This is a genomic window from Pseudoalteromonas sp. SG43-6, from assembly GCF_014164365.1.
Lineage (GTDB): Bacteria > Pseudomonadota > Gammaproteobacteria > Enterobacterales > Alteromonadaceae > Pseudoalteromonas > Pseudoalteromonas rhizosphaerae.
Map to the genome: position 1 here is coordinate 71,016 of NZ_JACJEZ010000005.1, position 24,316 is coordinate 95,331.

The following is a 24,316-nucleotide window of genomic DNA, read 5'->3' on the forward strand; positions in this document are numbered from 1 at the left end:
TGAGTTGATCATTCAAGTATAGTTTATGAATAAGACTTAAATAAAAGCAGCGCTTTTAATGTAAGAAATATAACTTCAAACCTTAATCACTTGAAATGCAAAAGTGGGGCGAGATTTTAGCGCAAATAAACTAAAAAAGCTTGTTTCTGTTTGTAATTACATTTTTATAGCCAACAAAAAAGCGCCTAAAACGGCGCTTTTTTAAACATATTCAAGATTACGCTTTTTCTAGTAAAGTACGTGCAACTGTGCGCATCCCGACTGTTGTCGCGCCCGCAGCCCATTGACTCGTGCTACCCATATTAAACGCTGCCGCTAAATCCATATGCACCCAGCCTTTGCCGTCGTTTGGTACAAAGCGTGACAAGAAACCAGCAGCATTTGATGCACCACCATAACCACCGCCTTTTTGGGCACGGCTGTTAGCTGTATCAGCGTATGGTGAAGGACAGTTTTGTTGATGCCACTTTTCAAGTGGTAGTGGCCACGCGCCTTCCATTTCTTGTCCAGCAAAGCCTTCAACTTCACGTACAAACTCTTTATCAAGTCCAAATAAGGCATTGTACTCTTGACCAACAGCAACTAGCGCAGCGCCTGTTAGTGTCGCCGCATCAATAATTAAAGGAGCACCTGTTTCAGCTGCAGCCATTAAGCCATCAGCAAGTACTAAGCGTCCTTCAGCGTCAGTGTTAACAATCTCAACTGTCGTGCCGTTTTTATAGGTAAGGATATCACCCAGCTTATATGCATGGCCTGAAATAAGGTTCTCAGCACAGCATAAAAACAGTTTAATACGTTTATTAATACCGCGACTAATAGCCAATGCCAAACCTGCGGTAACCGTTGCAGCACCGCCCATGTCGCACTTCATACCTAACATACCTTCGCTGGCTTTAATTGAATAACCGCCAGAGTCAAAAGTAATCCCCTTACCAACAAGCGCTGCATCCACAGGCGCATTTTCATCGCCAGTTGGATTGTAATCAAGTGCAAGTAATACAGGCGGGCGCTCACTACCGCGACCAACAGCATGGATACCAATCCACTGCTGCTCAAGTAGCGCATCACCTTTGATGATTTGATAGCTCACGTGTTCAGGAGCTAGTGATTGAATAAATTCAGCAGCTTTACCAGCTAAACTTTCAGGGAAAATGTCATCCGCCGTGCCATTGATCATTTCACGCGCCCAAGTAGCAGAACGAAGTAATGAAGCAAGCTCTTGGCTATCTGTTTTAGCATTTTCAGCAAATTCAACACCGTGTAATGACTTAGGCGATACAAACCCTTGATAAAAAGCCCACTGTGTTTCTGTACACCAGCAATCACCAGCTAGCACGACATTTTTAACGCCTTGATTGGCAATACTGCGCGCGGCTTTTTGTACATTTACTAATGTTTCTTGTTCAGATAAATGAACCGTTGCACCGTGCTCATTAAAAGATAACGTGGCGGTTTCGCCCCAATGCGATGCAGCACCCTGCTCGCTTAATTGAACAACAAATTTTTCAGACATGTTAGAATACTCTTTGCGCTAAAATTGTGACGATGAGTTTACTATAGCCACAACAACTTCCCAACTGCTTGAGACCAAATAACTAAAATAATGAAATATACAACACCACTCCAACACGCTACTTTGATCAAACGCTACAAACGTTTTTTAGCCGATTTACGCCTTAGCGATGGCTCAGAGTTTACCGCCCATTGTGCCAACACAGGTAAAATGACTGGTTGCGCGGAGCCTGATTTTGCAGCCTTTTATTCCACCAGTAACAATCAAAAAAGAAAATATCCTCATTCATTAGAATTGACGCAAAACCAGTTTGGCCATCTGATCTGTGTCAATACGGCAATCGCGAATAAAATCGTTGCAGAAGCACTGCACGCAGCGCTAATCAGCGAGCTTAGCGGCTACATTAAAATACAGCCAGAGGTTAAATATGGTGATGAAAATAGCCGTATCGATTTTTTACTGACAGCTCCCCAACGCCCAGACTGCTATGTAGAAGTAAAATCTGTCACTTTACTCAGTCAAAATGATCCACAAAGTGGCCAAGGTTACTTCCCTGATGCCGAAACTCTTCGCGGTCAAAAACATATTCGTGAATTAATTGAAATGGTTGCACAAGGCCACCGTGCAGTGCTGCTGTTTGCTGTATTACATCAAGGGATTAAGCAAGTTAGTGCGGCGCGCCACATTGACGAAAAGTACGCCCAACTAGTTGATTTAGCAATAACTAAAGGTGTCGAAGTAGTTGCTTATAAAGCCGATATTTCGAGCGCTGAAATTACACTAACAGAAAAGCTTACTTTTAATTAAAAGCGACTTGTTTTTAAGGTTTTCGCCCATATAACAAGGCAAGTTTTTAAGCACTTATTTAAAAGTAATCGGTGTAAAAACCACTTATCGTACCTTTTTTAATTTTATTGATGCGGTTTAAGTAAGACTAATTAATGAAAAATAAATTTGCCTAGGCCATAGGATTCTGTTATTTATAGCCGCCGGCTCATGCTGGGCATTATATTAAGGATTTAGGAGAAAGTTATGCCAGACCAAAAAAAATTAGGGTTATTGGCTCAGGCCGGATTAGAACCATACCAGGAAAAGCCGGGCGAAGAGTATATGAATGATGCACAACGCACTCATTTCAAAACTATTTTGGAAGCATGGCGCAACGATTTACGCAATGAAGTTGACCGTACTAAATCGCATATGCAAGACGAAGCAGCTAACTTCCCTGATCCAGTTGACCGCGCAGCACAAGAAGAAGAGTTCTCTTTAGAACTTCGTACTCGTGACCGTGAACGTAAACTGATCAAAAAAATTGAAAAAACGATCCAATTAATCAAAGAAGATGATTTTGGTTTTTGTGATTCGTGCGGGATTGAAATTGGTATCCGCCGTTTAGAAGCACGTCCTACAGCTGACTTATGCGTAGACTGTAAAACGCTTGCGGAAATCAAAGAAAAACAATCTGGACGTGGTTAGTTACTAGTAATTAATCAATGTCTACCACAGCCGTTACTGCGCCTATGCGCAACTATCGCGGTCGCTTTGCGCCGTCACCTTCTGGACCACTTCATTTTGGTTCTCTTGTGGCGGCTGTGGGCAGCTACCTTGACGCGAAAAGCAACCAAGGCACTTGGTTAGTCCGTATTGAAGATATCGACACCACACGTGTTGTAGACGGCGCCACTAAGGATATTCTCAATACCTTAGAAGCCTATGGTTTGTACTGGGATGAAGACGTAGTCTATCAAACTCAACGCCATGACTTGTATGCGCATACCATTAATAATCTAAATAACCAGCACCTAATTTATGCTTGCCACTGCTCGCGCAAAGAAATTAAAGCGCTTGGCGGTATTTATCAAGGCCATTGTCGTCATTTAAAGCATAGTCAGAACAGCAGCGCACTACGGTTAATTCAGCAACATGCTACATGCCAATACCATGATCTCATTCAAGGTGAGATAAATGTAGCTCATGATCTCGCCCACGAAGATTACTTAATAAAGCGCAGTGATGGGCTATTTGCTTATCAACTAGTGGTGGTCGCAGACGATATTGCCCAAGGTATCACTCATGTCGTACGCGGCGCAGACTTGCTTGAACCAACCGCACGCCAATTGAGTTTATTTAAACAATTAGCTGCCACGGCCCCCCATTACGCACATTTACCATTAGCAGTCGCTAAACCTGGGTTTAAATTATCAAAACAAAACTATGCCCCAGCTATTAGCAAAAGTAACCCCAAACCGGCTTTGCTGAGTGCATTCGAATTTTTAGGATTGGCGCCCAAAGATGAATTACTTGAACTAAATATCGAGCAAATGCTAGCTTGGGCAGTAGACAATTACAACTTGCAAAACGTCCCTAAAATGACACAAATTCAAATTTCGCAAAACCCGCACAGCCATACAATCGCCTTTACGCATTTAAACAAATAAAAATTCACTAAAAAAGGCTAATTTTAAGGCCTTCAACTTAATTTTTAAGCTGTGCTGGTATATGATAGCCCACCTTAAATGTGCAATTCATTTAATTAATACCAATTGCGTTAAGGTTGTACACGATTCAGCAGTCAAGTAGCCCAATAACAGGATAATAATTTCCAGCATCGTGATGCTAGAAAATTTTAACCCTAGCAATGACTGTTTAACTGACTAGAATAAACAAGACTCTAATACCATAGGTATTACCAAGTAAACGCAACACATGTGCAGTTAATAGTAAAGTGAGGCTATACTTGGTTTGATTTTTGATGGCGTCCATCAAATAACCGAATTCTGTAGGAGACAGATTATTATTTCCAAGCTTTTTCAATTTTGTCGGCAAATTATTGGCCCAACCGCCTCTGTAACAGCCGAACATACCCAAGTCTCTGCGCAGCCTTTAATAGTTGGACGCAATGAGCATGGTATTTCTCGCAAACAATTTAGCCCAAATGCAATCAAGGTATTATATCGCCTGAAAGACGGAGGCTTTGATGCCTACCTTGTTGGTGGTTGCATTCGTGATATTTTGTTAGGTCAACAACCAAAAGATTTTGATGTGGTCACCAATGCCACTCCTGATCAGGTTAAAAAGCTATTTCGTAATTGCCGCTTAATTGGCCGTCGTTTTCGTTTAGCACACATTGTTTTTGGTCGTGAAATAATCGAAGTGGCCACCATGCGTGGTCATCACGAAGCGCCTGAAGATAAAAACCAAATTAGCCAATCGAGTGACCAAGGACAACTGCTGCGCGATAACGTTTTTGGTAGTATTGAAGAAGATGCTGAACGCCGCGATTTTTCAATCAATGCGTTATATTATTCAATTAATGATTTTTCAATCCATGATTATGCTAATGGCTTAGCCGCTATTAACGCTCGACAAATCGAGATGATTGGTGATCCAGCAACCCGTTACCGCGAAGATCCTGTGCGTATGCTACGCGCAGTTCGCTTTGCAACCAAACTCGATATGTCGATTGCACCGGCAACCGAGCAACCTTTAAATGAATTAGCAAGCCTGTTAGATAATATACCTGCAGCGCGGTTATTTGAAGAAACACTGAAACTGTTTTTAAATGGCAAGGCCGAAGCAAACTTTTTAATGCTACGTAAATATGGCCTTTTTAAATCATTATTTCCAGCTCTTGATAGTATTTTAGATAGTAATCCTGATGGCTTAGAGTTCGCTTTAATTCAACAGATGTTCCGTAATACAGATGAACGTATTAATGCGGAGAAAAAAGTAACTCCAGCATTTATTTTTGCTGCATTGTTATGGTTCCCATTATTGCAGATCACTAAAGCACTGCAAGAACAAGAGCAACTATCTGAATACGATGCCTTCGCTCAAGGTATGAACAAAGTACTCAGTGATAATGCCCAACATATTGCCGTACCAAAACGCTTTACTCTTGGCGCTCGTGATATCTGGCATATTCAACACCGCTTAGATAAACGCTCAGGACAACGTGCATATCGCCTTACACAGCAACCACGTTTTAAAGCTGCGTATGACTTTTTACTCTTGCGCGTACAGGCCGGTGAAAAACAGCATCAGCAATTAGTTAACTGGTGGACTGACTATTTAAAACAAGACATCGATGGTCAAAAAGAGCTAGTTAAAGCGTTAGGTACGCAAGGCGCAACAAAAGGCCGTCGTCGTACTCGCCGACGCAGCCCAAAACCAGCGGCTGAATGATCATGGAAACCGTCTACCTTGGTTTAGGGGCTAATTTAAACGCCCCACGTACTCAGCTAGATCATGCCATTGCAGCACTGCGTGCATTGGCTGATTGCGAGTTTATTGGTGTATCGCATTATTACGCGAGTAAACCGATGGGCCCGCAAGATCAACCTGACTACGTTAACGCTGTTGCAGCGCTAAAAACCACGCTATTACCTGAGCAGTTGCTTGATTTAACACAACAGATAGAACTTGAACACGGCCGAGTACGAAAAGCACAGCGCTGGGGGCCGCGCACCTTAGATATTGATATTTTATTATTTGGTGATCAAGTCATTAATAGCGAGCGTTTAATTGTGCCACATTATGGTCTAACTGAACGCGAGTTTGTGGTTTACCCGCTACTTGAAATAGCCCCAAATATTACGCTGCCAAATGGTACATTACTTCACAGTATTAGCACTAATTTGGCACTAAACGAATTACAACAATTACCTCTGTAATTAATTTCAGGCTGTTGCCTACGAGGATACTATGTCTAAAATAACCGTTTCTACGCTCAATAAAATGAAAGCAGACCAACAAAAAATTACGGCATTAACGGCCTACGATGCCAGCTTTGCAAAGTTATTTCACGATAACGGCGTAGACGTTATTTTAGTCGGTGATTCGTTAGGCATGGTGTTACAAGGCGGCGACGATACCCTGGCTGTTACCAATCAAGATATTGCCTATCATACTCGCAGCGTACGCGCCGGGAGCCCTGATTTATTCGTCATTGCAGATATGCCATTTATGACCTATTCAAGCCCAGCCGAGAGCTGTAAAAATGCAGCAGAGTTAATGCGAGCTGGCGCTAACATGGTCAAACTTGAGGGGGGCGAATGGCTGTATGACTCAGTTGTTGCGCTGACTCAACAAGGTATACCGGTATGTGGACATTTAGGCTTAACACCGCAATCAGTACATGTGTTTGGTGGTTTTAAAATCCAAGGCCGTAGTGAACAACAAGCACAAAAAATGATTAGCGATGCTCAGGCGCTTGCCGCGGCAGGCGCACAAATGCTGGTTCTTGAATGTATTCCATCTGAACTTGCCAAATTAATTACTGACGCGGTTAATATTCCTACCATTGGTATTGGTGCAGGTAATCAAACTGATGGCCAAATTCTAGTCATGCATGACTTAGTTGGCATTTCAGCAGGTTACATCCCTAAATTTTCTAAAAACTTTTTACTCGAAACAGGCAATATGCCGGATGCGGTTAAAAAATATTGTAGCGACGTTAAAAGTGGTGCTTTTCCAAGCACGGAACATGAGTTTAAATAATGCAGTCGATCACTGAAATAAAATCATTACGTAGTCAAATTAAAGCATGGCGCCAAGCTGGGCTTAGTGTAGCACTAGTGCCAACTATGGGTAATCTACATCAAGGGCATTTTTCACTCGTTGAGAAAGCCAAAAACATGGCTGATAAAGTCGTGGTTAGTATTTTTGTAAACCCAATGCAATTTGGTGTCAACGAAGATCTTGATAACTACCCGCGCACCCTCATTGCGGATAAACAAGGACTGGCAGAGCTTGATACTGATATTGTATTTACCCCAAGTGTGGAAGCCATTTACCCTAACGGTTTAGATGCGCAAAGCTTTGTCGATGTACCAAATATATCAATGGGTTATTGCGGCGGATCACGTCCAGGTCATTTTCGCGGTGTAGCAACGGTGGTTACTAAATTATTTAACTTAGTACAGCCTGACTATGCGTGCTTTGGTGAAAAAGACTATCAACAGTTGCAAGTGATTAAAACCATGGCTCATGACCTGTCAATTCCAGTAGAAATTATTGGCGTTGCAACCAGCCGTGAAGTGTCAGGGTTGGCGATGAGCTCTCGCAATGGCTACTTATCAGAAGCTCAAAAAGAAACAGCGACAGTGCTATTTAAAACCCTTAATTGGAGCGCAGAACAGTTAAACTCGGGACAACGTGATTTTGACGACATATGCCGACAAGCAAAGCAGCAACTAGAGCAAGCAGGGCTCAAAATTGACTACTTTGAAATAGCTCAGCGCGATACCTTAAAAAAAGCTACACTCAATGATAGTCAACTAGTGATTTTGGCGGCAGCCTTCTTAGGGCCAGTAAGGCTAATAGACAATCTGCTCGTTGATATTACATAACAATAATTGGAATAAGCATGAATTCATTATTAAAATTATCAAGCATTTCGCTGTGTATAGGCATATTAGCTGGGTGTCAAAACCAAATAGAAAACCCAGAAATGCAGCAATGCGCACAACAGAATTATCAATGTGAAGTGAACTGTGAACAGCAAAGTACCGGCGAAGGCATGGCATATAAAGTATGTAGTACCAAATGTATTGAAGCCTACAACCAATGCAAAGCAAATGCCCAAGCATTAGGTAATGTGCAATAACTGATATTAACTTGCCAATTATCATGATTGGCAAGTTTCCTCCCCCTGCGCCTACTTTAGGCAAACTTTCTACATCCAACCATCGTGATTTTTCTGCCATTCACCTTAGAGCAAGGTTTAGTTTAGTAATATCTACTTATATTAGTAAGAAGTAGTCATACATTGCGTGTAATTATTTCCAGCTTACACAAAGAAAGTACACCCTCTACGATACTAATAAACACAAAGTCATTGAAATATATAAGTTTATTTTAGGTTCGTTTTTTGCAAACTTGAATTCAACTAACTAAAGCATTTTAAAATTAACCAGATAACGGCTAAAGGAAAAAACCTCATGGAAACGATAACGCGGGCAGCTCTGTATCCATCATTTAAAAAGAGGGCATTATTAAGTGCATTATTAGCCTTGTGTGCATGTAATGTCAGTGCGGCAGAACAACCAATAACAAAATCTGATGCGGATACTGCTGATGCTGTACCAACTACACAGCCAACTTTGCTTACAATCCCTTCTGAAAAATTATTTGCGGTGGTAACAGCTAGAGCCAAACAACTGGCTGCAAAAGACTACGTAGCAGCTCCCGTAATTGCTGTTGATGCGTTAAATAATATTAATTATCAGGACTATCGAGCGATTCGTTTTCGTCAAGATCATGCGATCTGGAAAGATGAAAGTTTATATGAGGTACAGTTATTCCATCCAGGTTTTCTCTATAAAAACCCTATCGCGATTAACACAGTTGATGCTGATGCGAAGGTAAAAAATCTACCATTTAAAACTGATTACTACCGCTATGATGGCACCGCAGCACCACTTGAGCAGGAAATTACCACAGCTTTAGGCACCACTCAGTTAGGGCATGCTGGTTTTAGAGTACATTTTCCACTCAATAATAATGAGTACAAAGATGAGGTAGCGGTATTTCAAGGCGCTTCATATTTTCGCATAGTGGGCCCTGACCAAGTGTATGGTATTTCAGCACGCGGCCTGGCGATTGATACAGCACTCAGCTCTGGTGAAGAGTTTCCAGTATTTAAAGAGTTTTGGTTAGTTAAGCCAAAACCTGAAGACACTCACATTGTGTTATATGCACTACTTGATAGTCCTTCTGTTACTGGCGCATATCGTTTTGAGATCAGTCCATCAACAGCAACGGAAGTAACAACTAAAATGCAAATATTCGCCCGAGAAGATATCAAAAAACTAGGTATAGCACCGCTTACAAGCATGTTTTACCACGGCGAAAATAGCACTAAATTCTTTGATGATTACCGACCAGAAGTACATGACTCTGATGGTTTACTAATGCAATCACAAGACAATAAATGGGTGTGGCGTCCGCTAAATAACCCTAAACAGCTTAGTGTAACGTCATTTGGTTATGACAATCCAAAAGGTTTTGGACTAGCACAGCGCGACCGTGAGTTTAATAACTATCTCGATACTGAGGCACATTATCATGCCCGCCCAAGCCTGTGGATTGAACCACAAGGACAATGGGGAAATGGTCGAGTTGAGTTAGTAGAAATACCGACTGATACCGAGACCAATGACAATATCGTTAGCTATTGGGTACCAGAGCAACCACTTAAAGCAGGTGAAACACTTAGTTTTAGTTATAAATTGTCAACATTTAACGCGGCGCTTGCAAGCCAAGATAAAGCCCGAGTTTTACGCACTCGCATTGGCAGTGCTGCATTACCCGGTGAAGAAAATCCACCACCAAAAAGTCATCGCCAATTTACGGTTGACTTCACTGGTGACAATATTAACAACTTGTCAGCCAAACTAAAATTGCTTGCTAATTTGACCCTAAATTCAGGTGAAATAAGCGATAAAACAGTTCAACAATTACCAAATAATGAAGGATGGCGTGTTGCTTTTAAAGTCGCGCCAGAGGGCGGTAAGCCTGTAGACATGCGCTTATCATTAACACTACGTGACAAAGAAGTTAGCGAGGTATGGAGTTATGTCTGGTATCCAAATGACGTCGAGTAACAGTACAATGCCTTTTAAAAAGACTCGTGTATGGCTTTTTTCACTGTTAGTGTTAGCCATCTCAGCTTATGGTATGTGGATCATGTTTGATATTTTAAATTCAAATGGCATGACCCCGCTAGAGTATGCATTACTTGCGCTGTTTTCAATTACCTTTACTTGGATTGTGACCGCATTTTGCAGTGGCTGTATGGGATTTATTTTACAATTATTTAGAATTGACCCGCTGACACTGACGCGCCAAAAAGCAATCGAAATTGATCAGCAAGCATTGAGTAAAACCAGAACTGCTGTCGTTATGCCTATCTACAATGAAGATACACAGCGAGTTATCGCAGGTTTTGAAGTGAGCTTACGTTCACTGATAAAAACAGGCCAATTTGCGCATTTTGATTTCTACTTATTAAGTGATACACAAGATAAAGAAATAGCTAACAATGAGCTAAAAGCGTGGCATGCCTTGACCGAACGCCTAGGTGATTTTGCCAAACAAACTTTTTACCGCCGCCGTGAAGATAACAAACACCGTAAAGTAGGTAACTTAACTGACTTTTGCGAGCGTTGGGGCAGTAAATACGAGCACATGATTGTACTTGATGCAGATAGTATCATGACGGGTCAGTGTATGCTTGAGCTCACCAGCAGCATGATCAACAATCCACAAGCTGGGCTTATTCAAACGATTCCGATCCCTGTTAGGCAAGATACCTTCTTTGGTCGCTTTCTACAGTTTGCGTCAGTACTTTATAGTCCAATGCTAGCAACCGGTTCAGCTTTTTGGCAGACTAATCACGCTAATTACTGGGGACACAATGCCGTCATTCGGGTTAAAGCGTTTATTGATTGCTGCGGTTTACCGGTGCTCAAAGGTAATGCCCCTTTCGGCGGCGAAATTTTAAGCCATGACTTTGTCGAAGCATCGTTGCTGCATCGTTCTGGCTGGGATGTATTATTACTCAGTGATATACAAGGTAGCTACGAAGAAGTACCGAGTAATATTTTAGATTACGCTATTCGCGACAGGCGTTGGGTGCAAGGCAACATTCAACATTTAGGTTTGTTACCTGCGTCGGGTTTAAAAATAATCAGCAAGCTGCACTTTTTATTAGGTGCAACGGCATATATTTCATCATTAATTTGGTTATCAATGTTAGTGCTAAGTACCATAGATGCGGTCACCCGCGCACTAAACAGTAATGTTTATTTTAATCAGGCGTATCAATTATTTCCGACTTGGCAAATAGCAAAAACAGAATTAATTAACTCGTTGCTTTTTGTCACAATTGTGTTGTTATTATTACCGAAATTAATGGGGATTATTGTCACACTGATCCATCGTAATAAACAATTTGGCGGCTCATTTAAATTAATTTTAGGCTCAATCATTGAAACCGTGTTTGCCATTATTATCGCCCCGCTGATGATGGTTTTTCATAGCTACTTTGTGGTGTGTGTATTTTTAGGTAAAAAAGTAACGTGGGACGCCCAGCCTCGATCAGGCCGCATGGTTCCGTGGCAAGAAGCGATAGGTTACACATTACTATCAACCTTAATCGCCTTAGCTTGGGGCGGTATTGCTTATTACTTTACGCCTGTATTCTTTTGGTGGTTATCGCCGATCTTAGTTGGATTGATCTTAGCAGCCCCAATTGTACGATATTCAAGTAGCATAGGCTTAGGGGTTAAATTACGTAAAATGGGCATATTTATTTGCCCGAGTGAAGTTGATAATAACGACACCCTTGCAGCCTTACGTGTACATGAGCAAGAAATAGCATTACCGAATGATGATGTTGCTAACTTTACAATCCCTACATTGGGGCAAGAGCAACCTAGCGTAATGCCAATTCAGAGCTTTAAGCGCCAAGGTTTAAGTAAACGTAAACGCGTTTTAAATGCCCATCAACAGCTCAAAAAGAAGCTATTTAACTAACCTGAACCTAGTTGATATAAAAAAACCGCGCAATTTACATTGCGCGGTTTTTTTATTAATTCATAGTTGGCGTTAAGTTTAAAGAAGACCTAGCTTCTTAAGTTCGCCCATTGCCATCTTGCCAGAAAGTGGTACATAACCATCTTTCTCTACAATTTTTTGGCCATCTTGTGATAACACCATTTTTAAGAACTCTGCTTCAATAGGTGCAAGCGGTTTATTCGGGTGTTTATTCACATAAACATATAAAAAGCGCGACAGTGGGTATTTACCTGTTGCTACATTTTCAAGTGTTGCATCAACAAAGTTATCGCCTTTTTTCGCCAGTGGTACAGTACGTACGCCTGATGTTTTATAACCGATACCTGAGTAACCAATTGCATTCACTGATGAAGAAATTGATTGCACTACCGATGCTGAACCTGGTTGCTCGTTCACGTTGTTACGGAAGTCACCTTTACATAGCGCTTTGTTTTTAAAGTATCCGTAAGTACCAGATACAGAATTACGGCCATAAAGCTGAATGTCTTTTGCAGCCCAATTCCCCGTTAAACCTACATCACTCCAACGAGTCACATCTGCATCAGCACCACATTTACGAGTTGAAGAGAAAATCGCATCGATTTGGTCGATACGTAAACCTTCAATTGGATTGTCTTTATGAACAAATACTGCCAATGCATCAATCGCTACACGTACTTCAGTAGGTTTATAACCGTAACGTTTTTCAAACGCTTCGATTTCTTTTGATTTCATTCTGCGGCTCATCGGGCCAAAGTTTGCAGTGCCTTCTGTCAATGCCGGTGGCGCAGTAGATGAACCAGCCGCTTGAATTTGGATGTTCACATTTGGGTAAATACGTTTATATTCTTCAGCCCAAAAGGTCATCATGTTGGCTAAAGTATCAGAGCCCACAGATGAAAAATTACCTGAAATACCACTGGTTTTTTGATACTCAGGAATAACTGTATCTACTGCCATTGCTTGTGCAGATACAAATGTTGTTACTGCCACACCCATTGCGGCTACTAGGTTTTTAAATCTCATTAGGTTGCTCCGATTTTGTTCGTCCATTTCTTAACTGTCGTCTACTCTAAAGAGAATAGATGACAGTTAGATTACTCTAAAATGACACTTTTATGACTTTGGCTTTTTGGCTCAATTATTTAATAGCACTGTTTTTTCACGACTAAAAGCAAACGAAAAACATGATCCTTCGCCTAATTTACTTTTAATTATCAATTGGCTATCGTGACGAGTTAATACATGTTTGGTGATGGCTAAACCCAGCCCTGAGCCACCGGTGGTACGACTACGTGCTTTATCAACCCGATAAAAACGCTCAGTTAAACGATTAATATGCTCTGGTGCAATACCATCGCCATTATCAACTACTGAAAAGTACGCTTGATTATCTTTTAGCTTCCAGCTTACGGTTATTTTACCGCCCGCCTTGGTATAATGAATAGCATTAAACACTAAATTAGAGAAGGCACTGCGCAGCTCCTCTTCAGCGCCTTTTATATCGACGTTAGCATCAATATCAAATATCAACTCATGCCCTTTGTCTTGATTCAATGATTGTGCTTCAGTCCTAATATAGCTAAGTAACTGCGGTACATTGATCGCTTTATCATTATCTTGACGTCGAGCGCCTTCAATACGTGATAACGACAATAGCTGATTTACCAAGCTATCCATGCGTTTACACTGTTCAAGCATAGTACCTTGTGCTTTATTCCACATTGCCGGTGGTGGCACCATATCGCCATCAAACATTTCTAAGTAACCAGTAACAACGGTTAATGGCGTACGTAGCTCATGAGATACATTGGCAACAAAGTCTTTGCGCATTTGCTCAAGTTGCTTCAGTCGCGTGACATCACGCACAACAACCATTAATTGTGAGCTGGCATATGGCATTACCCGAAACTCTAAAACTTGCTCAACACTGTGACCACTTTCAAGTTCTAATGCTTCATCAAACAATTCCGTTTGCATGTATTTTGCAAATTTAGGATCGCGAATAAGGTTGTCAAGCCGTTGACCATGATCCGCTGGCCACTGTAATCCAAGCACTTTCAAAGCTAGTTGATTACACCAAACAATACTTAAATCACGTTGTAGAACAATAACCGCATCAGGCACTGCTTCTGCGCCATCGCGAAAACGACGGATCAAATCAGCTAATTCATTACGTTTTTTACGGTTGCGATGTTGTAAATGGTAGATCCCTTCAAATACTTGCTCCCATGCCCCCTCGCCTTCAGGTGGATTAAAACTACGTTGATTCAATAGCCAATCACTGAGCCGATAGAGTTGATGATAATGCCAAACAAGCAGTGAAAAAGATCCTAAAAATAAAAGCAAAAATGGCGCACCAATAAGCACGCCAATTAATAATAAAGGTAGGAAATAGATAAACAGACGCTTTGCTAACGCCTGCTTATTAACAACTCGATACATACACTCACTTTACCTTAGAGTAAGTAAATTTAAGCCAAAATTAATTATTGGCTTGGTCATCTCCATGACACTTATAATTTACTGGAAAAACGATAGCCTGCACCACGTACAGTTTGTACTAAACGGTCATGACCAAGCGGTGCAATCGCTTTGCGTAAGCGACGAATATGCACGTCTACGGTTCTATCTTCAACATAGACATTAGTCCCCCATACGTTATCTAGTAGCTGTTCACGGCTATAAACACGTTCAGGGTGAGTCATAAAGAAATGCAATAAGCGAAATTCTGTCGGTCCCATATCCAACTCGCTACCTTCAGAGGTAACACGGTGTGAAATAGGATCAAGACGTAAACCATGTACATCAATCGCTTCTTCCAATGAAGTAGGCGACACACGACGAATAACGGCTTTAATACGCGCCATTAATTCTTTTGGTGAAAATGGTTTAGTAACATAATCATCAGCACCGACTTCAAGACCGCGAACTTTATCTTCTTCTTCGCCGCGAGCAGTCAGCATAATAATAGGAATTTGGCGAGTATATTCACTTTGCTTAAACTTTTTAGCAATTTGAATTCCACTACCACCTGGTAGCATCCAATCTAATAACACCATATCTGGATAAGGCTCTACCATCGCTGCAATGGCTGAATCGTAATCTTCCGCTTCAATCGCTTGAAAACCATTTTGCTCTAATACAAAAACCAGCATCTCTCTGATCGGTGCTTCGTCATCGACGACAAGTACTTTACGTGACATTCCAATTTATCTCTTTCGTTATCGAACTAGTTTTCATTATTATGACTAAGTATGACATTTTTATGAAAGTGTAACGTGTAAATCGAAATGCGGGGTAAAAAATGCAAAATAAACCCTTTTAAGGTACAAAATTAGCATACATTATCAAATTTCACATTTAAAAATCATACTTTATAATTGCTACATTACTACTTTGTATTAAATTCCCCTTTCAATAATCAACTATACAGTATCACGATGTAAGCCACGAAAGCATCTTCACACTCTAACTCAATTAAAACGCCTATTAACATCGGTGATCATTAACAGAGATCAAAATCCTACCAAGTTTCATTTCAGGGATCATTCGTTTACCAACCGAGTTAGATCTGGGATCAGTGTTTTACCTAGCCAAAGCCATAAGTTGTTGATCATTTATACAACAAAGCTTTGAAATGGCTATTTTTATAACAAAACCTCTGCCAATCAAGCTGATCCTTAGTAAAAATCTGATCTCAACAAAGCACAGTTAGTAAAGTAATGATCCCAAAGCCCCTGCTTGGTAAAATAATGATCTTTTACGATCAGGCATAAAAAAGCCAGTAGCTTTAACACTACTGGCTGTTTTATAACTTAATAAATTAAATTATTTAATTTTCGGATCTAATTCACCCGTTAAATATTTAAGGTGCATCTCATCAAGTGAGATTGGTTTGATCTTACCTGCTTGACCCGCTGTACCAAATGACTCATAACGTGCAACACAGATCTCTGTCATTGCTTTTGTCGCTTCAGCTAAATACTTACGTGGATCAAAGTTTGCTGGATTAAGCGCAAGATGGCGACGAATAGCCCCTGTAGATGCTAATCGTAAGTCTGTATCGATATTTACTTTACGCACACCAAACTTAATTCCCTCAACGATCTGCTCAACTGGCACACCATAGGTTTCTGGGATCTCACCACCATATTGGTTGATGATCTCAAGCCATTCTTGCGGCACTGATGATGAACCGTGCATAACTAAGTGAGTGTTAGGAATTCGTGCGTGGATCGCTTTAATACGATCAATCGCCAAAATATCATCCGTTGGCGGACGTGTAAATTTATACGCGCCGTGTGAAGTACCACACGCAATCGCTAAGGCATCAACATGGGTTTTACTTACAAAATCGGCCGCTTCTTCTGGATCAGTTAGCATTTGATCTGTGGTTAGTTTACCTTCAGCACCAACGCCATCTTCTTCGCCAGCTTCGCCAGTTTCAAGTGAGCCTAGCACACCTAACTCGCCTTCAACAGACACACCACAAGAGTGTGCAAGTTCAACAGTTTTACGCGTTACATCAACGTTATACTCATATGATGATGGTGTTTTACCATCGCTCATTAACGAGCCATCCATCATCACTGATGAAAAACCTAATTGAATTGAACGTTGGCAAACGCCAGGTGAGGTACCGTGATCTTGATGCATTACCACTGGAATATGTGGCCACTCTTCAATCGCAGCTAAAATCATATGACGTATAAATGGGGCACCAGCATAGGCACGAGCGCCAGCTGAACCTTGTACAATTACTGGGCTGTTAGTTTTGTCAGCCGCCATCATAATAGCGCGGATCTGCTCTTGGTTATTAACGTTAAATGCTGGTACGCCATAACCATGTTCAGCTGCATGATCAAGAAGTTGTCGCATACTGATTAAAGCCATTTGGTATTCTCCAAATTGTCGATAGCTGCGCACGCGCAAAACTACCTAGTTCGAACGGAATAGTTGAGTTCGGTGCAATCACTGCACCTCGATAGTATTGGCTCTTGCCAAATCTACCGTTATACAAAACCAGCTATTAAATAAGGGTGAGAGGTATTTAATATCTGATCACACTCAGTGTAGTTAGCAGCCTAAACTAACGATTGCTAACTACATTGAGTAAACGCTAATTACTTAGCGCGTTGTTCAAGCATAGCAACTGCTGGTAATTTTTTCCCTTCTAAAAACTCAAGGAAAGCACCACCGCCAGTTGAAATATACGAAATTTTATCGGCAATGCCGTATTTATCAATCGCTGCTAACGTATCACCGCCACCAGCTATTGAGAACGCATTTGAATTAGCGATTGCTTGAGCAATAGCACGGGTGCCATTACCAAACTGGTCAAATTCAAATACACCTACCGGACCATTCCATACAACAGTACCTGCATTAGCAATAATTTTTGCAAGTTTGCTCGCTGTATCTGGGCCAATATCAAAAATCATATCTGTGTCTGTTACTTCGCTAACATCTTTTAATGTTGCAACGGCTGATTCTGAAAACTCATTGCCAACAACCACATCAGTAGGTACTGGTATTTCACCATTATTACTTTTAGCAGCCGCACTTAGCTTATTTGCTTCATCAATTAGGTCAGCTTCGTATAATGACTTACCAACCGGGTAGCCTGCCGCAGCAATAAAGGTATTTGCAATACCGCCACCAGTGACTAATTGATCAACAATCGTTGAAAGTGAATCAAGTACTGTTAGTTTAGTTGATACTTTAGAGCCGCCCACAATCGCCACTAATGGACGAGCTGGGTTATCAAGTGCTTTACCTAATGCCTCTAATTCAGCCGCCAATAGTGGGCCTGCACAAGCAACATCTGCAAATAAACCAACGCCATGGGTAGACGCTTGAGCACGATGGGCGGTACCAAATGCATCCATTACATACACATCACATAATGCAGCAAGCTTTTTAGATAACGCTTCGTCATCTTTGCTTTCGCCAACATTAAAGCGTACGTTTTCAAAAACGACCACTTCATTATCAGCAATTTCAACGCCATTTAAGTAATCTTTTTCAAGACGTACATTTTGTTCAAGTGCTTCATTAAGGTAATCAACAACTGGCGCTAAAGAAAACGCTTCATCATATTCCCCTTCCGTAGGGCGGCCTAGGTGTGACATAACCATTACTTTAGCGCCTTTTTCAAGGGCTAATTTAATACTCGGTAATGCAGCACGAATACGTGCATCTGAGGTCACTTTACCTGCTTTTACTGGTACATTTAAATCTTCACGAATTAACACGCGTTTGCCGTTTAAATCTAAATCCGCCATATTTATGACCGACATGGACTTCTCCTTAGTTAACGATACTGACTTGAAATATATAGGTTTTATTTTTAGGTTTGAACTTTTATATTAATTACTTGCTGCCATCATCACTCGTGCTGTATCGAGCATTCTATTAGCAAACCCCCACTCATTATCACACCACACTAACAACTTTATCAGTCGTTTATGACTGACTCGTGTCTGTGTGCCATCTATAATACAAGAATGTGGGTCATGATTAAAATCAACCGAGACCAATGGCTCTTCGGTATAACTTAAAATACCTTCTAGGCGGTCTCTCGCTGCTGCTTTTAATACCTTATTCACCGCTTTTAAATCAACATCGGCGTTGACAGTCACACTCAAATCCATCGCAGTAACATTGATAGTAGGTACTCGCACCGAAATAGCTTCAAAGCGGCCATGGAACTTAGGTAAAATACGCTCAATACCGCGAGCTAATTTAGTATCAACGGGAATAATCGACTGACTCGCAGCGCGGGTACGACGTAAATCATGATGATAAGCATCAATTACTTGCTGATCATTCATCGACGCATGAATAGTCGTAATCGCCCCTGATTCTATACCAAAGGCATCATCAAGTACTTTAATCACCGGTACTATACAGTTTGTGGTACATGATCCATTAGAGACAATCGTATGCTCAGCGAGTAGTTCATCATCATTGATACCATAAACAATAGTGGCATCAACATCCGCATCTGCGGGCTGAGAAAATAAGACTTTCTTTGCGCCAGCATCAAGATGTAACTGCGCATGTTCACGAGAGTGATACACACCAGTACATTCTAAAACCACATCAACATCAAGTAACTGCCAAGGTAATTCACGCGGGTTTTGTTCTGCAAATAAAGCAATTGTATCGCCCGCTACCGATAAGGTGTCTTCACCTAAAGTAACTGGAAACGCAAAACGGCCATGAGACGTATCATATTTAAGAAGATGAGCGATCCCTTGAGGATCAGCAAGTTCATTAATCGCAACAATTTTGATCTCGTCGCTTAAGCCCGATTCATAAAGAGCGCGAACAATATTTCGACCAATTCGACCAAAACCATTGATTGCAAGTTTGATTGCCATGAAGAAGAAAATCCACTCTAGTTGCTTGCAGATAAAGGCAACCTGCCTTTTAGATGCGCGTATTGTAATCGACCTTTGTCTTGATTATAAGAGGGAAAGTTAAATAAATGTTTTAAGCCCGCTTTTGATGCTGCAATTTTGGTAATCGACCTTTGTCTTGATTATAAGAGGGAAAGTTAAATAAATGTTTTAAGCCTGCTTTTGATGCTGCAATTTTGGTAATCGACCTTTGTCTTGATTATAAGAGGGAAAGTTAAATAAATGTTTTAAGCCCGCTTTTGATGCTGCAATTTTGGTAATCGACCTTTGTCTTGATTATAAGAGGGAAAGTTAAATAAATGTGTTAAGCCTGCTTTTGATGCTGCAATTTTGGTAATCGACCTTTAATCTGAATATAAAAGGCAAGATTAAATAAATGTTTACTCCCTCTCCTTTCTTCCTGATATCTACTCATAACATAGAATAAAACAGCGCTTATAGGTTCATTTTCACGAGTGAATTTTAGTCAATTTATGCTATTTAGGTTTATTATTATTGAATTATTTTATAATAGCGTTACTTTATTCAAGACAACGAACACTATTCAATCAAAAAACAATTGATGAAACTAAAAGATCATTAATCTAAACATTAGGTTAGAAATAAAATGACAACACACACAAAAATCTTAATTGCAGATGATCACCCGCTGTTTCGACAAGCACTATTACTTATGCTGGAATCAAGCTTTAATAATGCTTGCCTACTTGAAGCCGAAACAATTCCCGAATTAGAGCACAAATTAGCAAACACCACAGATGTTGATCTGATCTTACTCGATCTTGATATTCCGGGTGCACAGGGTTTTAATACGCTGAGTAATATACGTGAGCTGTATCCTGAAATAGGGGTGATTGTAGTATCAGGTTTTGAAGAGCCTGATACCATACGCAAAGCGATGAGCCTGGGTGCAGCAGGCTTTATACCTAAATCAACTCCCGTCCCTGAGATGATAAAAGCAATAGAAGATGTGCTACAAGGCAAACTATGGACACCCACCGATGATCACAATAAAAATACGCCAGAGCAACAGCAAGCAGAAAAGTTAGCAACATTAACGCCCCAACAGCATAAAATATTACACATGTTTGCCGATGGTTTGTTAAATAAACAAATCGCCTACGAACTTAGCTTGTCTGAATCTACAATCAAAAGCCATGCCAGCACAATATACTTAAAACTTGGGGTAAAAAGTCGAACTCAAGCCGTGATTTTATTAAACGAGCAGCAACTGGCACAAGCATCACTTTCACCTTTTCATCGCCATTAACTATTATAATTTTTTTCTAGCTGTTTAGTTAATAAAGCACTCATCAACGCCCGTAATGCGACGGGCTTGATGATTTTCCGCAAATAGCCAATATCGGCTTGCTTTGCCTGTACTTGCACTAACTCATCAGTTGTTGCGGTGATTAAAATCGCAGGTAATGGATACTGGCTGATTGCTCGAATACGCTTGATTAATTCAATGCCATTACAGCCATCAAGATGCTCCGAGTGAGGCTTTTGCTCCTGACGCTCAGAGTAGTCTACTGTTACAATATGCAAAGGGTTAGCGGGGAACATTGGTTCAGCACTAAGTTGATAATCAACTAAGAGAATATCAATTTCATCTTCATGTGTTTTATAAAGTGCAGACGCCTCAGCTGCGGTTGTCGCGGTAAATACACGACATTTCCAGGCTGTTAAAAGCTCGGTCATACCTGCAATAACATCTTTTTCGTTATCAATACATAGCACCCCAACTCCTTGCAAAGTCATATTCTTAGGGGCAAGTGTCGGCTTTGTTTGCTGTACACGGTTTACAATCGGTACTTCAACGCTAAACAAGCAGCCATGCTCAGGCTCTGATACCAAGCCAACCTTATGCTCAAGAATATTAGCCAGGCTTTGTGCAATATTTAAACCCAACCCCAAGCCTTTAGGGCCAATCATTTGCGTCGATAATTGTGTAAATTGTTCAAATACTTCTTGCTGCTTATCTTCGGGGATGCCAGGTCCGTTATCAATTACTTGAATACTTAAGTAATTGCCCTTACGACGACAACCCAGCAATACTTTACCGTTATTTGCATAGCGAAATGCATTACTTAAAAAGTTTTGCACAATCCGCGTTAGCAAAGTTAGATCTGTGCGGATAAATAATTGACTTGAGTGACAGCGAAAATCAATTTTATAATCTTTACTCAAGGCAGAAAACTCCGAATGCAACATACTAAATACCCGCTCCAGTGCAATGTCATTGAAAACAGGGGTGATATTGCCACTTTCAATCCGCGCAATTTCATTTAAATCAAGTAATAGGTTATTTGCTATCTCTAACGAATTATCAATTTTCTTAATTTGCTCACGCTCTTGTATTGACACTCTAGGGCTCAAACATACCGCAGAAGAAAACAACCGAGCAGCCGACAATGGTTGCAAAAGATCATGACTACAGGCTCTTAAATATTGACTCTTTTTCAAATGAGCCTGCTCTGCTTTTAACCTTGCATCAGCGAGTTCTCGATTGGCTTTTTCAAGCTCTAAGTTTGCTAGTTCTAATTCTGTCGTGCGCGCAAGAACACGACTTTCAAGATCGGTGTTTTCTTCTTTTAAATAATTTTCTGCTCGGCGAAACTCCGTAATATCTGAGAAAATCATCACAAATCCTCCACCAGGTATTGGGTTCCCTTCAATTAACAGCACCTTACCATTGGCTAACTTTCGCTCTGATTTATGCTTACTACCGGCTTTTAAGTACTCAAGACGTTTATTAACCTGCCCCTCAATATTATGTATATAGCGATTTTGATTGCTAAGGTTGAAGCGGATCAACTGGCTAATTGGGCAACCAATATAGATTAAATTTTTAGGGTAATTAAAAATATCTAGATACTGCTTATTCCATGCTACTAAATTCAAATTAGCATCTATCACAGAGATCCCTTCACTGGTATTTTCAATCGCTCCTTGCAATACTGAACGACTAAATTCAAGTTGTTGAGTAGAGTTATCCTCAACAATTTTAGCAACTTGATCAAATGCGATATCACGACCAGCCAAAGCAAAAGAAATCACCAATTTGGCTGATGCCGAGCCCATTACACTCGCTAATGTCTGCTCTGCATGCAGTAATAAAGCCTCATTATAGGTTTTATGCTTTTTAATTTTATGTGATTGATTAAATTCAGCAAAGCACTCGGCTGCTTTGTCTTGACCAATAAAGCGAGCAATTAACAGCTCGAGTTCCTGACGATCTATTTTTGGTTGTTTAGGCAGATGTGAATCTTGTTTATTATCGGTTTCATAGAAATATTTACTCTGCATTTCTTCGCGAATATTTTGCCGAGTAAGCTGTGAAACAATAAACAGCACAATAAGGTTAATAGCCAAGCCAAACAAGGTAGCCACCGTTGTAGCAGGCCAATTTGTATTGCTTAACGGGTGTGCATAAAACCCAAGCTGTGGTAATAAATTAAACAGTGCCCAAATAGAGAAACCACAAAACATGCCCCAAAAAACGCCCTTTTGAGTTGCTCTTCGCCAAAAAAAAGCAGCAACCAATGCAGGCCCTATTTGCGCAATCGCGCCAAACGCAACCTCCCCAAGTGATGCCAGCGTATCAGGGGGAGATACCAGTAACATGCAATAACTAAGTGCAATAACCACCACCACTAATATTTTTCGGATCAATAATAATCGGGATTGAAAGTGTAAAAAGTCGTGGTGCTTACGAGGTGCTAATTTAAAAATTAATGGAAAAACAATTTCATTACTGAGCATAGTACTCAAAGCAATGGTCGATACAATTACCATTGAACTTGCCGCAGAAACCGCTCCTAAAAATGCAAATAGCGACAACCACTCTTGGCCGTTATAAGCGGGCAAAAATAAAACATACGCGTCAGGGTCTAAAGAGTGTCCATAATTTAATGTGCCAGCAAGGCCTATAGGGCCTGCAAAAAATGCGAATACCAAGATATAAATAGGCAATAACCAACGTGCTAAATTACTGGTTTTTTGCTCTTTAATTTCAACAAACATAACTTGAAATTGCCTTGGTAAACATAAAAAAGCTGACATAACGATGATCAATAAACCCACCATACCTACTAGGTTATAGCTTTCAAACTGCTGCGATAAGGACACGTAATCTTGTGACTTTTGCCAAATATCAGCGGGGGAATCATAAATAACAAATGATACAAATAAGCCAACAAGTAAAAAAGCGATCAGTTTAACTAACGATTCAAAGGCAATCGCTATCATGACGCCGGGATGACGCTCTGTTACATCGATAGTTCGAATGCCAAAGATAATGGTGAATCCAGCTAAAATCAGGCTAACGATTAAACCTAATTGCCAAATCGGAAAATCTTGGCTTTGCTGTAAAATTTTATAAGAGTAAACAATCGCTTTAAGCTGCAAAGCAATATAAGGCAAGGTGCCAATCATGGCCACTAACGTTACCAACAAGGCTAAGCTTTGTGATTTACCAAACCGAGCCGAAAGTAAATCAGCAATGGAAGTACTTTTGAGTTTGAGGCAGGTTTTTATGATCCGCTGAATAAAAGGCCAAGCAAATATAAATAATAAAATAGGGGCTAAATAAACCGAAATATAAGAAAAAGAGCTATTTGCCGCCTGCGCTGAAGTACCTAGAAACCCCCAAGACGTACAGTAAACCCCTAATGATAAGGCATAAATAATAGCATGCTGTTTGGCAACTAGCTTATGTCGATACTTGCCCCCAAGGTGGGCAATTAGAAATAACAAACTAATGTAACCAATACTTACACTAACCAACAACCAATTAGAAAACATCGCGCTCTTC

Annotated in this window: 19 protein-coding genes; 11 read left to right on the top strand and 8 right to left on the bottom strand. The window is 40.6% G+C overall.

Features of this window, described 5'->3' with window-relative positions; genetic code table 11:
- Window positions 1-217: 217 nt before the first annotated feature.
- Complete coding sequence (pepB, locus tag H5201_RS03280) at window positions 218-1,513, bottom strand: aminopeptidase PepB (protein ID WP_145235388.1); 1,296 nt, start codon at window positions 1,511-1,513, stop codon at window positions 218-220.
- A gap of 90 nt (window positions 1,514-1,603) precedes the next feature.
- Between pepB and sfsA the strand changes: the two genes are divergently transcribed.
- The 10 genes from sfsA (at window position 1,604) to mdoH (ending at window position 12,052) form a co-directional block, all read left to right on the top strand.
- The gene (sfsA, locus tag H5201_RS03285; RefSeq protein WP_182783706.1) at window positions 1,604-2,320 is read left to right on the top strand and encodes a DNA/RNA nuclease SfsA; all 717 of its coding nucleotides are present in this window, start codon (window positions 1,604-1,606) and stop codon (window positions 2,318-2,320) included.
- A 225-nt stretch (window positions 2,321-2,545) separates the two neighbouring features.
- Window positions 2,546-2,989 (top strand): RNA polymerase-binding protein DksA, encoded by a 444-nt coding sequence (gene dksA, locus H5201_RS03290; RefSeq protein ID WP_145235383.1) that lies wholly within the window; start codon window positions 2,546-2,548, stop codon window positions 2,987-2,989.
- A 17-nt stretch (window positions 2,990-3,006) separates the two neighbouring features.
- Entirely contained in the window at window positions 3,007-3,951 is a 945-nt protein-coding gene (gene gluQRS / locus H5201_RS03295) for a tRNA glutamyl-Q(34) synthetase GluQRS (protein ID WP_182783708.1), read from the top strand.
- 307 nt (window positions 3,952-4,258) lie between these two features.
- Window positions 4,259-5,698, top strand: a complete 1,440-nt coding sequence (gene pcnB / locus H5201_RS03300) for a polynucleotide adenylyltransferase PcnB (protein ID WP_404936353.1) — start codon at window positions 4,259-4,261, stop codon at window positions 5,696-5,698.
- A 2-nt stretch (window positions 5,699-5,700) separates the two neighbouring features.
- Window positions 5,701-6,186, top strand: coding sequence for a 2-amino-4-hydroxy-6-hydroxymethyldihydropteridine diphosphokinase (folK, locus tag H5201_RS03305; RefSeq protein WP_182783710.1), 486 nt, complete (start codon window positions 5,701-5,703; stop codon window positions 6,184-6,186).
- Window positions 6,187-6,217: 31 nt separating this feature from the next.
- Entirely contained in the window at window positions 6,218-7,012 is a 795-nt protein-coding gene (gene panB, locus H5201_RS03310; RefSeq protein ID WP_182783712.1) for a 3-methyl-2-oxobutanoate hydroxymethyltransferase, read from the top strand.
- Window positions 7,012-7,863, top strand: a complete 852-nt coding sequence (panC, locus tag H5201_RS03315) for a pantoate--beta-alanine ligase (RefSeq protein WP_182717173.1) — start codon at window positions 7,012-7,014, stop codon at window positions 7,861-7,863. Before panB ends, panC begins: the two co-directional genes overlap by 1 nt.
- Before the next feature lie 17 nt (window positions 7,864-7,880).
- On the top strand, window positions 7,881-8,120 hold the full coding sequence (locus tag H5201_RS03320; protein WP_182717174.1) for a hypothetical protein: 240 nt from the start codon (window positions 7,881-7,883) through the stop codon (window positions 8,118-8,120).
- A gap of 334 nt (window positions 8,121-8,454) precedes the next feature.
- Complete coding sequence (locus tag H5201_RS03325; RefSeq protein WP_259399649.1) at window positions 8,455-10,119, top strand: glucan biosynthesis protein; 1,665 nt, start codon at window positions 8,455-8,457, stop codon at window positions 10,117-10,119.
- Window positions 10,091-12,052, top strand: a complete 1,962-nt coding sequence (gene mdoH / locus H5201_RS03330; RefSeq protein WP_145235370.1) for a glucans biosynthesis glucosyltransferase MdoH — start codon at window positions 10,091-10,093, stop codon at window positions 12,050-12,052. The genes H5201_RS03325 and mdoH overlap by 29 nt, the downstream gene beginning before the upstream one ends.
- Window positions 12,053-12,130: 78 nt before the next feature.
- Here mdoH and H5201_RS03335 read toward each other — a convergent pair whose 3' ends face one another.
- The 6 genes from H5201_RS03335 to epd all read right to left on the bottom strand — a co-directional run bounded on the left by H5201_RS03335 (window position 12,131) and on the right by epd (window position 19,461).
- Window positions 12,131-13,099 (bottom strand): PstS family phosphate ABC transporter substrate-binding protein, encoded by a 969-nt coding sequence (locus H5201_RS03335; protein ID WP_145235368.1) that lies wholly within the window; start codon window positions 13,097-13,099, stop codon window positions 12,131-12,133.
- A 111-nt stretch (window positions 13,100-13,210) separates the two neighbouring features.
- Window positions 13,211-14,518, bottom strand: coding sequence for a phosphate regulon sensor histidine kinase PhoR (phoR, locus tag H5201_RS03340; protein WP_182739720.1), 1,308 nt, complete (start codon window positions 14,516-14,518; stop codon window positions 13,211-13,213).
- Between the two features lie 71 nt (window positions 14,519-14,589).
- Window positions 14,590-15,279 (bottom strand): phosphate regulon transcriptional regulator PhoB, encoded by a 690-nt coding sequence (phoB, locus tag H5201_RS03345; protein ID WP_145235364.1) that lies wholly within the window; start codon window positions 15,277-15,279, stop codon window positions 14,590-14,592.
- A gap of 625 nt (window positions 15,280-15,904) precedes the next feature.
- Window positions 15,905-16,969, bottom strand: a complete 1,065-nt coding sequence (fba, locus tag H5201_RS03350) for a class II fructose-bisphosphate aldolase (protein WP_145235361.1) — start codon at window positions 16,967-16,969, stop codon at window positions 15,905-15,907.
- A gap of 230 nt (window positions 16,970-17,199) precedes the next feature.
- Window positions 17,200-18,375, bottom strand: a complete 1,176-nt coding sequence (locus H5201_RS03355; protein ID WP_145235359.1) for a phosphoglycerate kinase — start codon at window positions 18,373-18,375, stop codon at window positions 17,200-17,202.
- Window positions 18,376-18,444: 69 nt separating this feature from the next.
- Window positions 18,445-19,461, bottom strand: a complete 1,017-nt coding sequence (gene epd, locus H5201_RS03360) for an erythrose-4-phosphate dehydrogenase (RefSeq protein WP_145235357.1) — start codon at window positions 19,459-19,461, stop codon at window positions 18,445-18,447.
- Window positions 19,462-20,107: 646 nt separating this feature from the next.
- Between epd and H5201_RS03365 the strand changes: the two genes are divergently transcribed.
- Entirely contained in the window at window positions 20,108-20,770 is a 663-nt protein-coding gene (locus H5201_RS03365) for a response regulator transcription factor (RefSeq protein WP_145235355.1), read from the top strand.
- Here the strand turns inward: H5201_RS03365 and H5201_RS03370 are convergent.
- Entirely contained in the window at window positions 20,767-24,306 is a 3,540-nt protein-coding gene (locus H5201_RS03370) for a PAS-domain containing protein (RefSeq protein ID WP_182767248.1), read from the bottom strand. The genes H5201_RS03365 and H5201_RS03370 overlap by 4 nt on opposite strands.
- Window positions 24,307-24,316 lie beyond the last annotated feature (10 nt).

Excerpts from the sequence above, each read along its gene's own strand:
- H5201_RS03355 (WP_145235359.1), bottom strand. The coding sequence starts at position 18,375 with ATGTCGGTCATAAATATGGCGGATTTAGATTTAAACGGCAAACGCGTG.
- sfsA (WP_182783706.1), top strand. The coding sequence starts at position 1,604 with ATGAAATATACAACACCACTCCAACACGCTACTTTGATCAAACGCTAC.
- H5201_RS03320 (WP_182717174.1), top strand. The coding sequence starts at position 7,881 with ATGAATTCATTATTAAAATTATCAAGCATTTCGCTGTGTATAGGCATA.
- phoR (WP_182739720.1), bottom strand. The coding sequence starts at position 14,518 with ATGTATCGAGTTGTTAATAAGCAGGCGTTAGCAAAGCGTCTGTTTATC.
- panB (WP_182783712.1), top strand. The coding sequence starts at position 6,218 with ATGTCTAAAATAACCGTTTCTACGCTCAATAAAATGAAAGCAGACCAA.
- folK (WP_182783710.1), top strand. The coding sequence starts at position 5,701 with ATGGAAACCGTCTACCTTGGTTTAGGGGCTAATTTAAACGCCCCACGT.
- mdoH (WP_145235370.1), top strand. The coding sequence starts at position 10,091 with ATGTCTGGTATCCAAATGACGTCGAGTAACAGTACAATGCCTTTTAAA.
- phoB (WP_145235364.1), bottom strand. The coding sequence starts at position 15,279 with ATGTCACGTAAAGTACTTGTCGTCGATGACGAAGCACCGATCAGAGAG.
- H5201_RS03335 (WP_145235368.1), bottom strand. The coding sequence starts at position 13,099 with ATGAGATTTAAAAACCTAGTAGCCGCAATGGGTGTGGCAGTAACAACA.
- dksA (WP_145235383.1), top strand. The coding sequence starts at position 2,546 with ATGCCAGACCAAAAAAAATTAGGGTTATTGGCTCAGGCCGGATTAGAA.
- H5201_RS03325 (WP_259399649.1), top strand. The coding sequence starts at position 8,455 with ATGGAAACGATAACGCGGGCAGCTCTGTATCCATCATTTAAAAAGAGG.
- gluQRS (WP_182783708.1), top strand. The coding sequence starts at position 3,007 with ATGTCTACCACAGCCGTTACTGCGCCTATGCGCAACTATCGCGGTCGC.
- fba (WP_145235361.1), bottom strand. The coding sequence starts at position 16,969 with ATGGCTTTAATCAGTATGCGACAACTTCTTGATCATGCAGCTGAACAT.
- panC (WP_182717173.1), top strand. The coding sequence starts at position 7,012 with ATGCAGTCGATCACTGAAATAAAATCATTACGTAGTCAAATTAAAGCA.
- H5201_RS03365 (WP_145235355.1), top strand. The coding sequence starts at position 20,108 with ATGACAACACACACAAAAATCTTAATTGCAGATGATCACCCGCTGTTT.
- H5201_RS03370 (WP_182767248.1), bottom strand. The coding sequence starts at position 24,306 with ATGTTTTCTAATTGGTTGTTGGTTAGTGTAAGTATTGGTTACATTAGT.
- pepB (WP_145235388.1), bottom strand. The coding sequence starts at position 1,513 with ATGTCTGAAAAATTTGTTGTTCAATTAAGCGAGCAGGGTGCTGCATCG.
- epd (WP_145235357.1), bottom strand. The coding sequence starts at position 19,461 with ATGGCAATCAAACTTGCAATCAATGGTTTTGGTCGAATTGGTCGAAAT.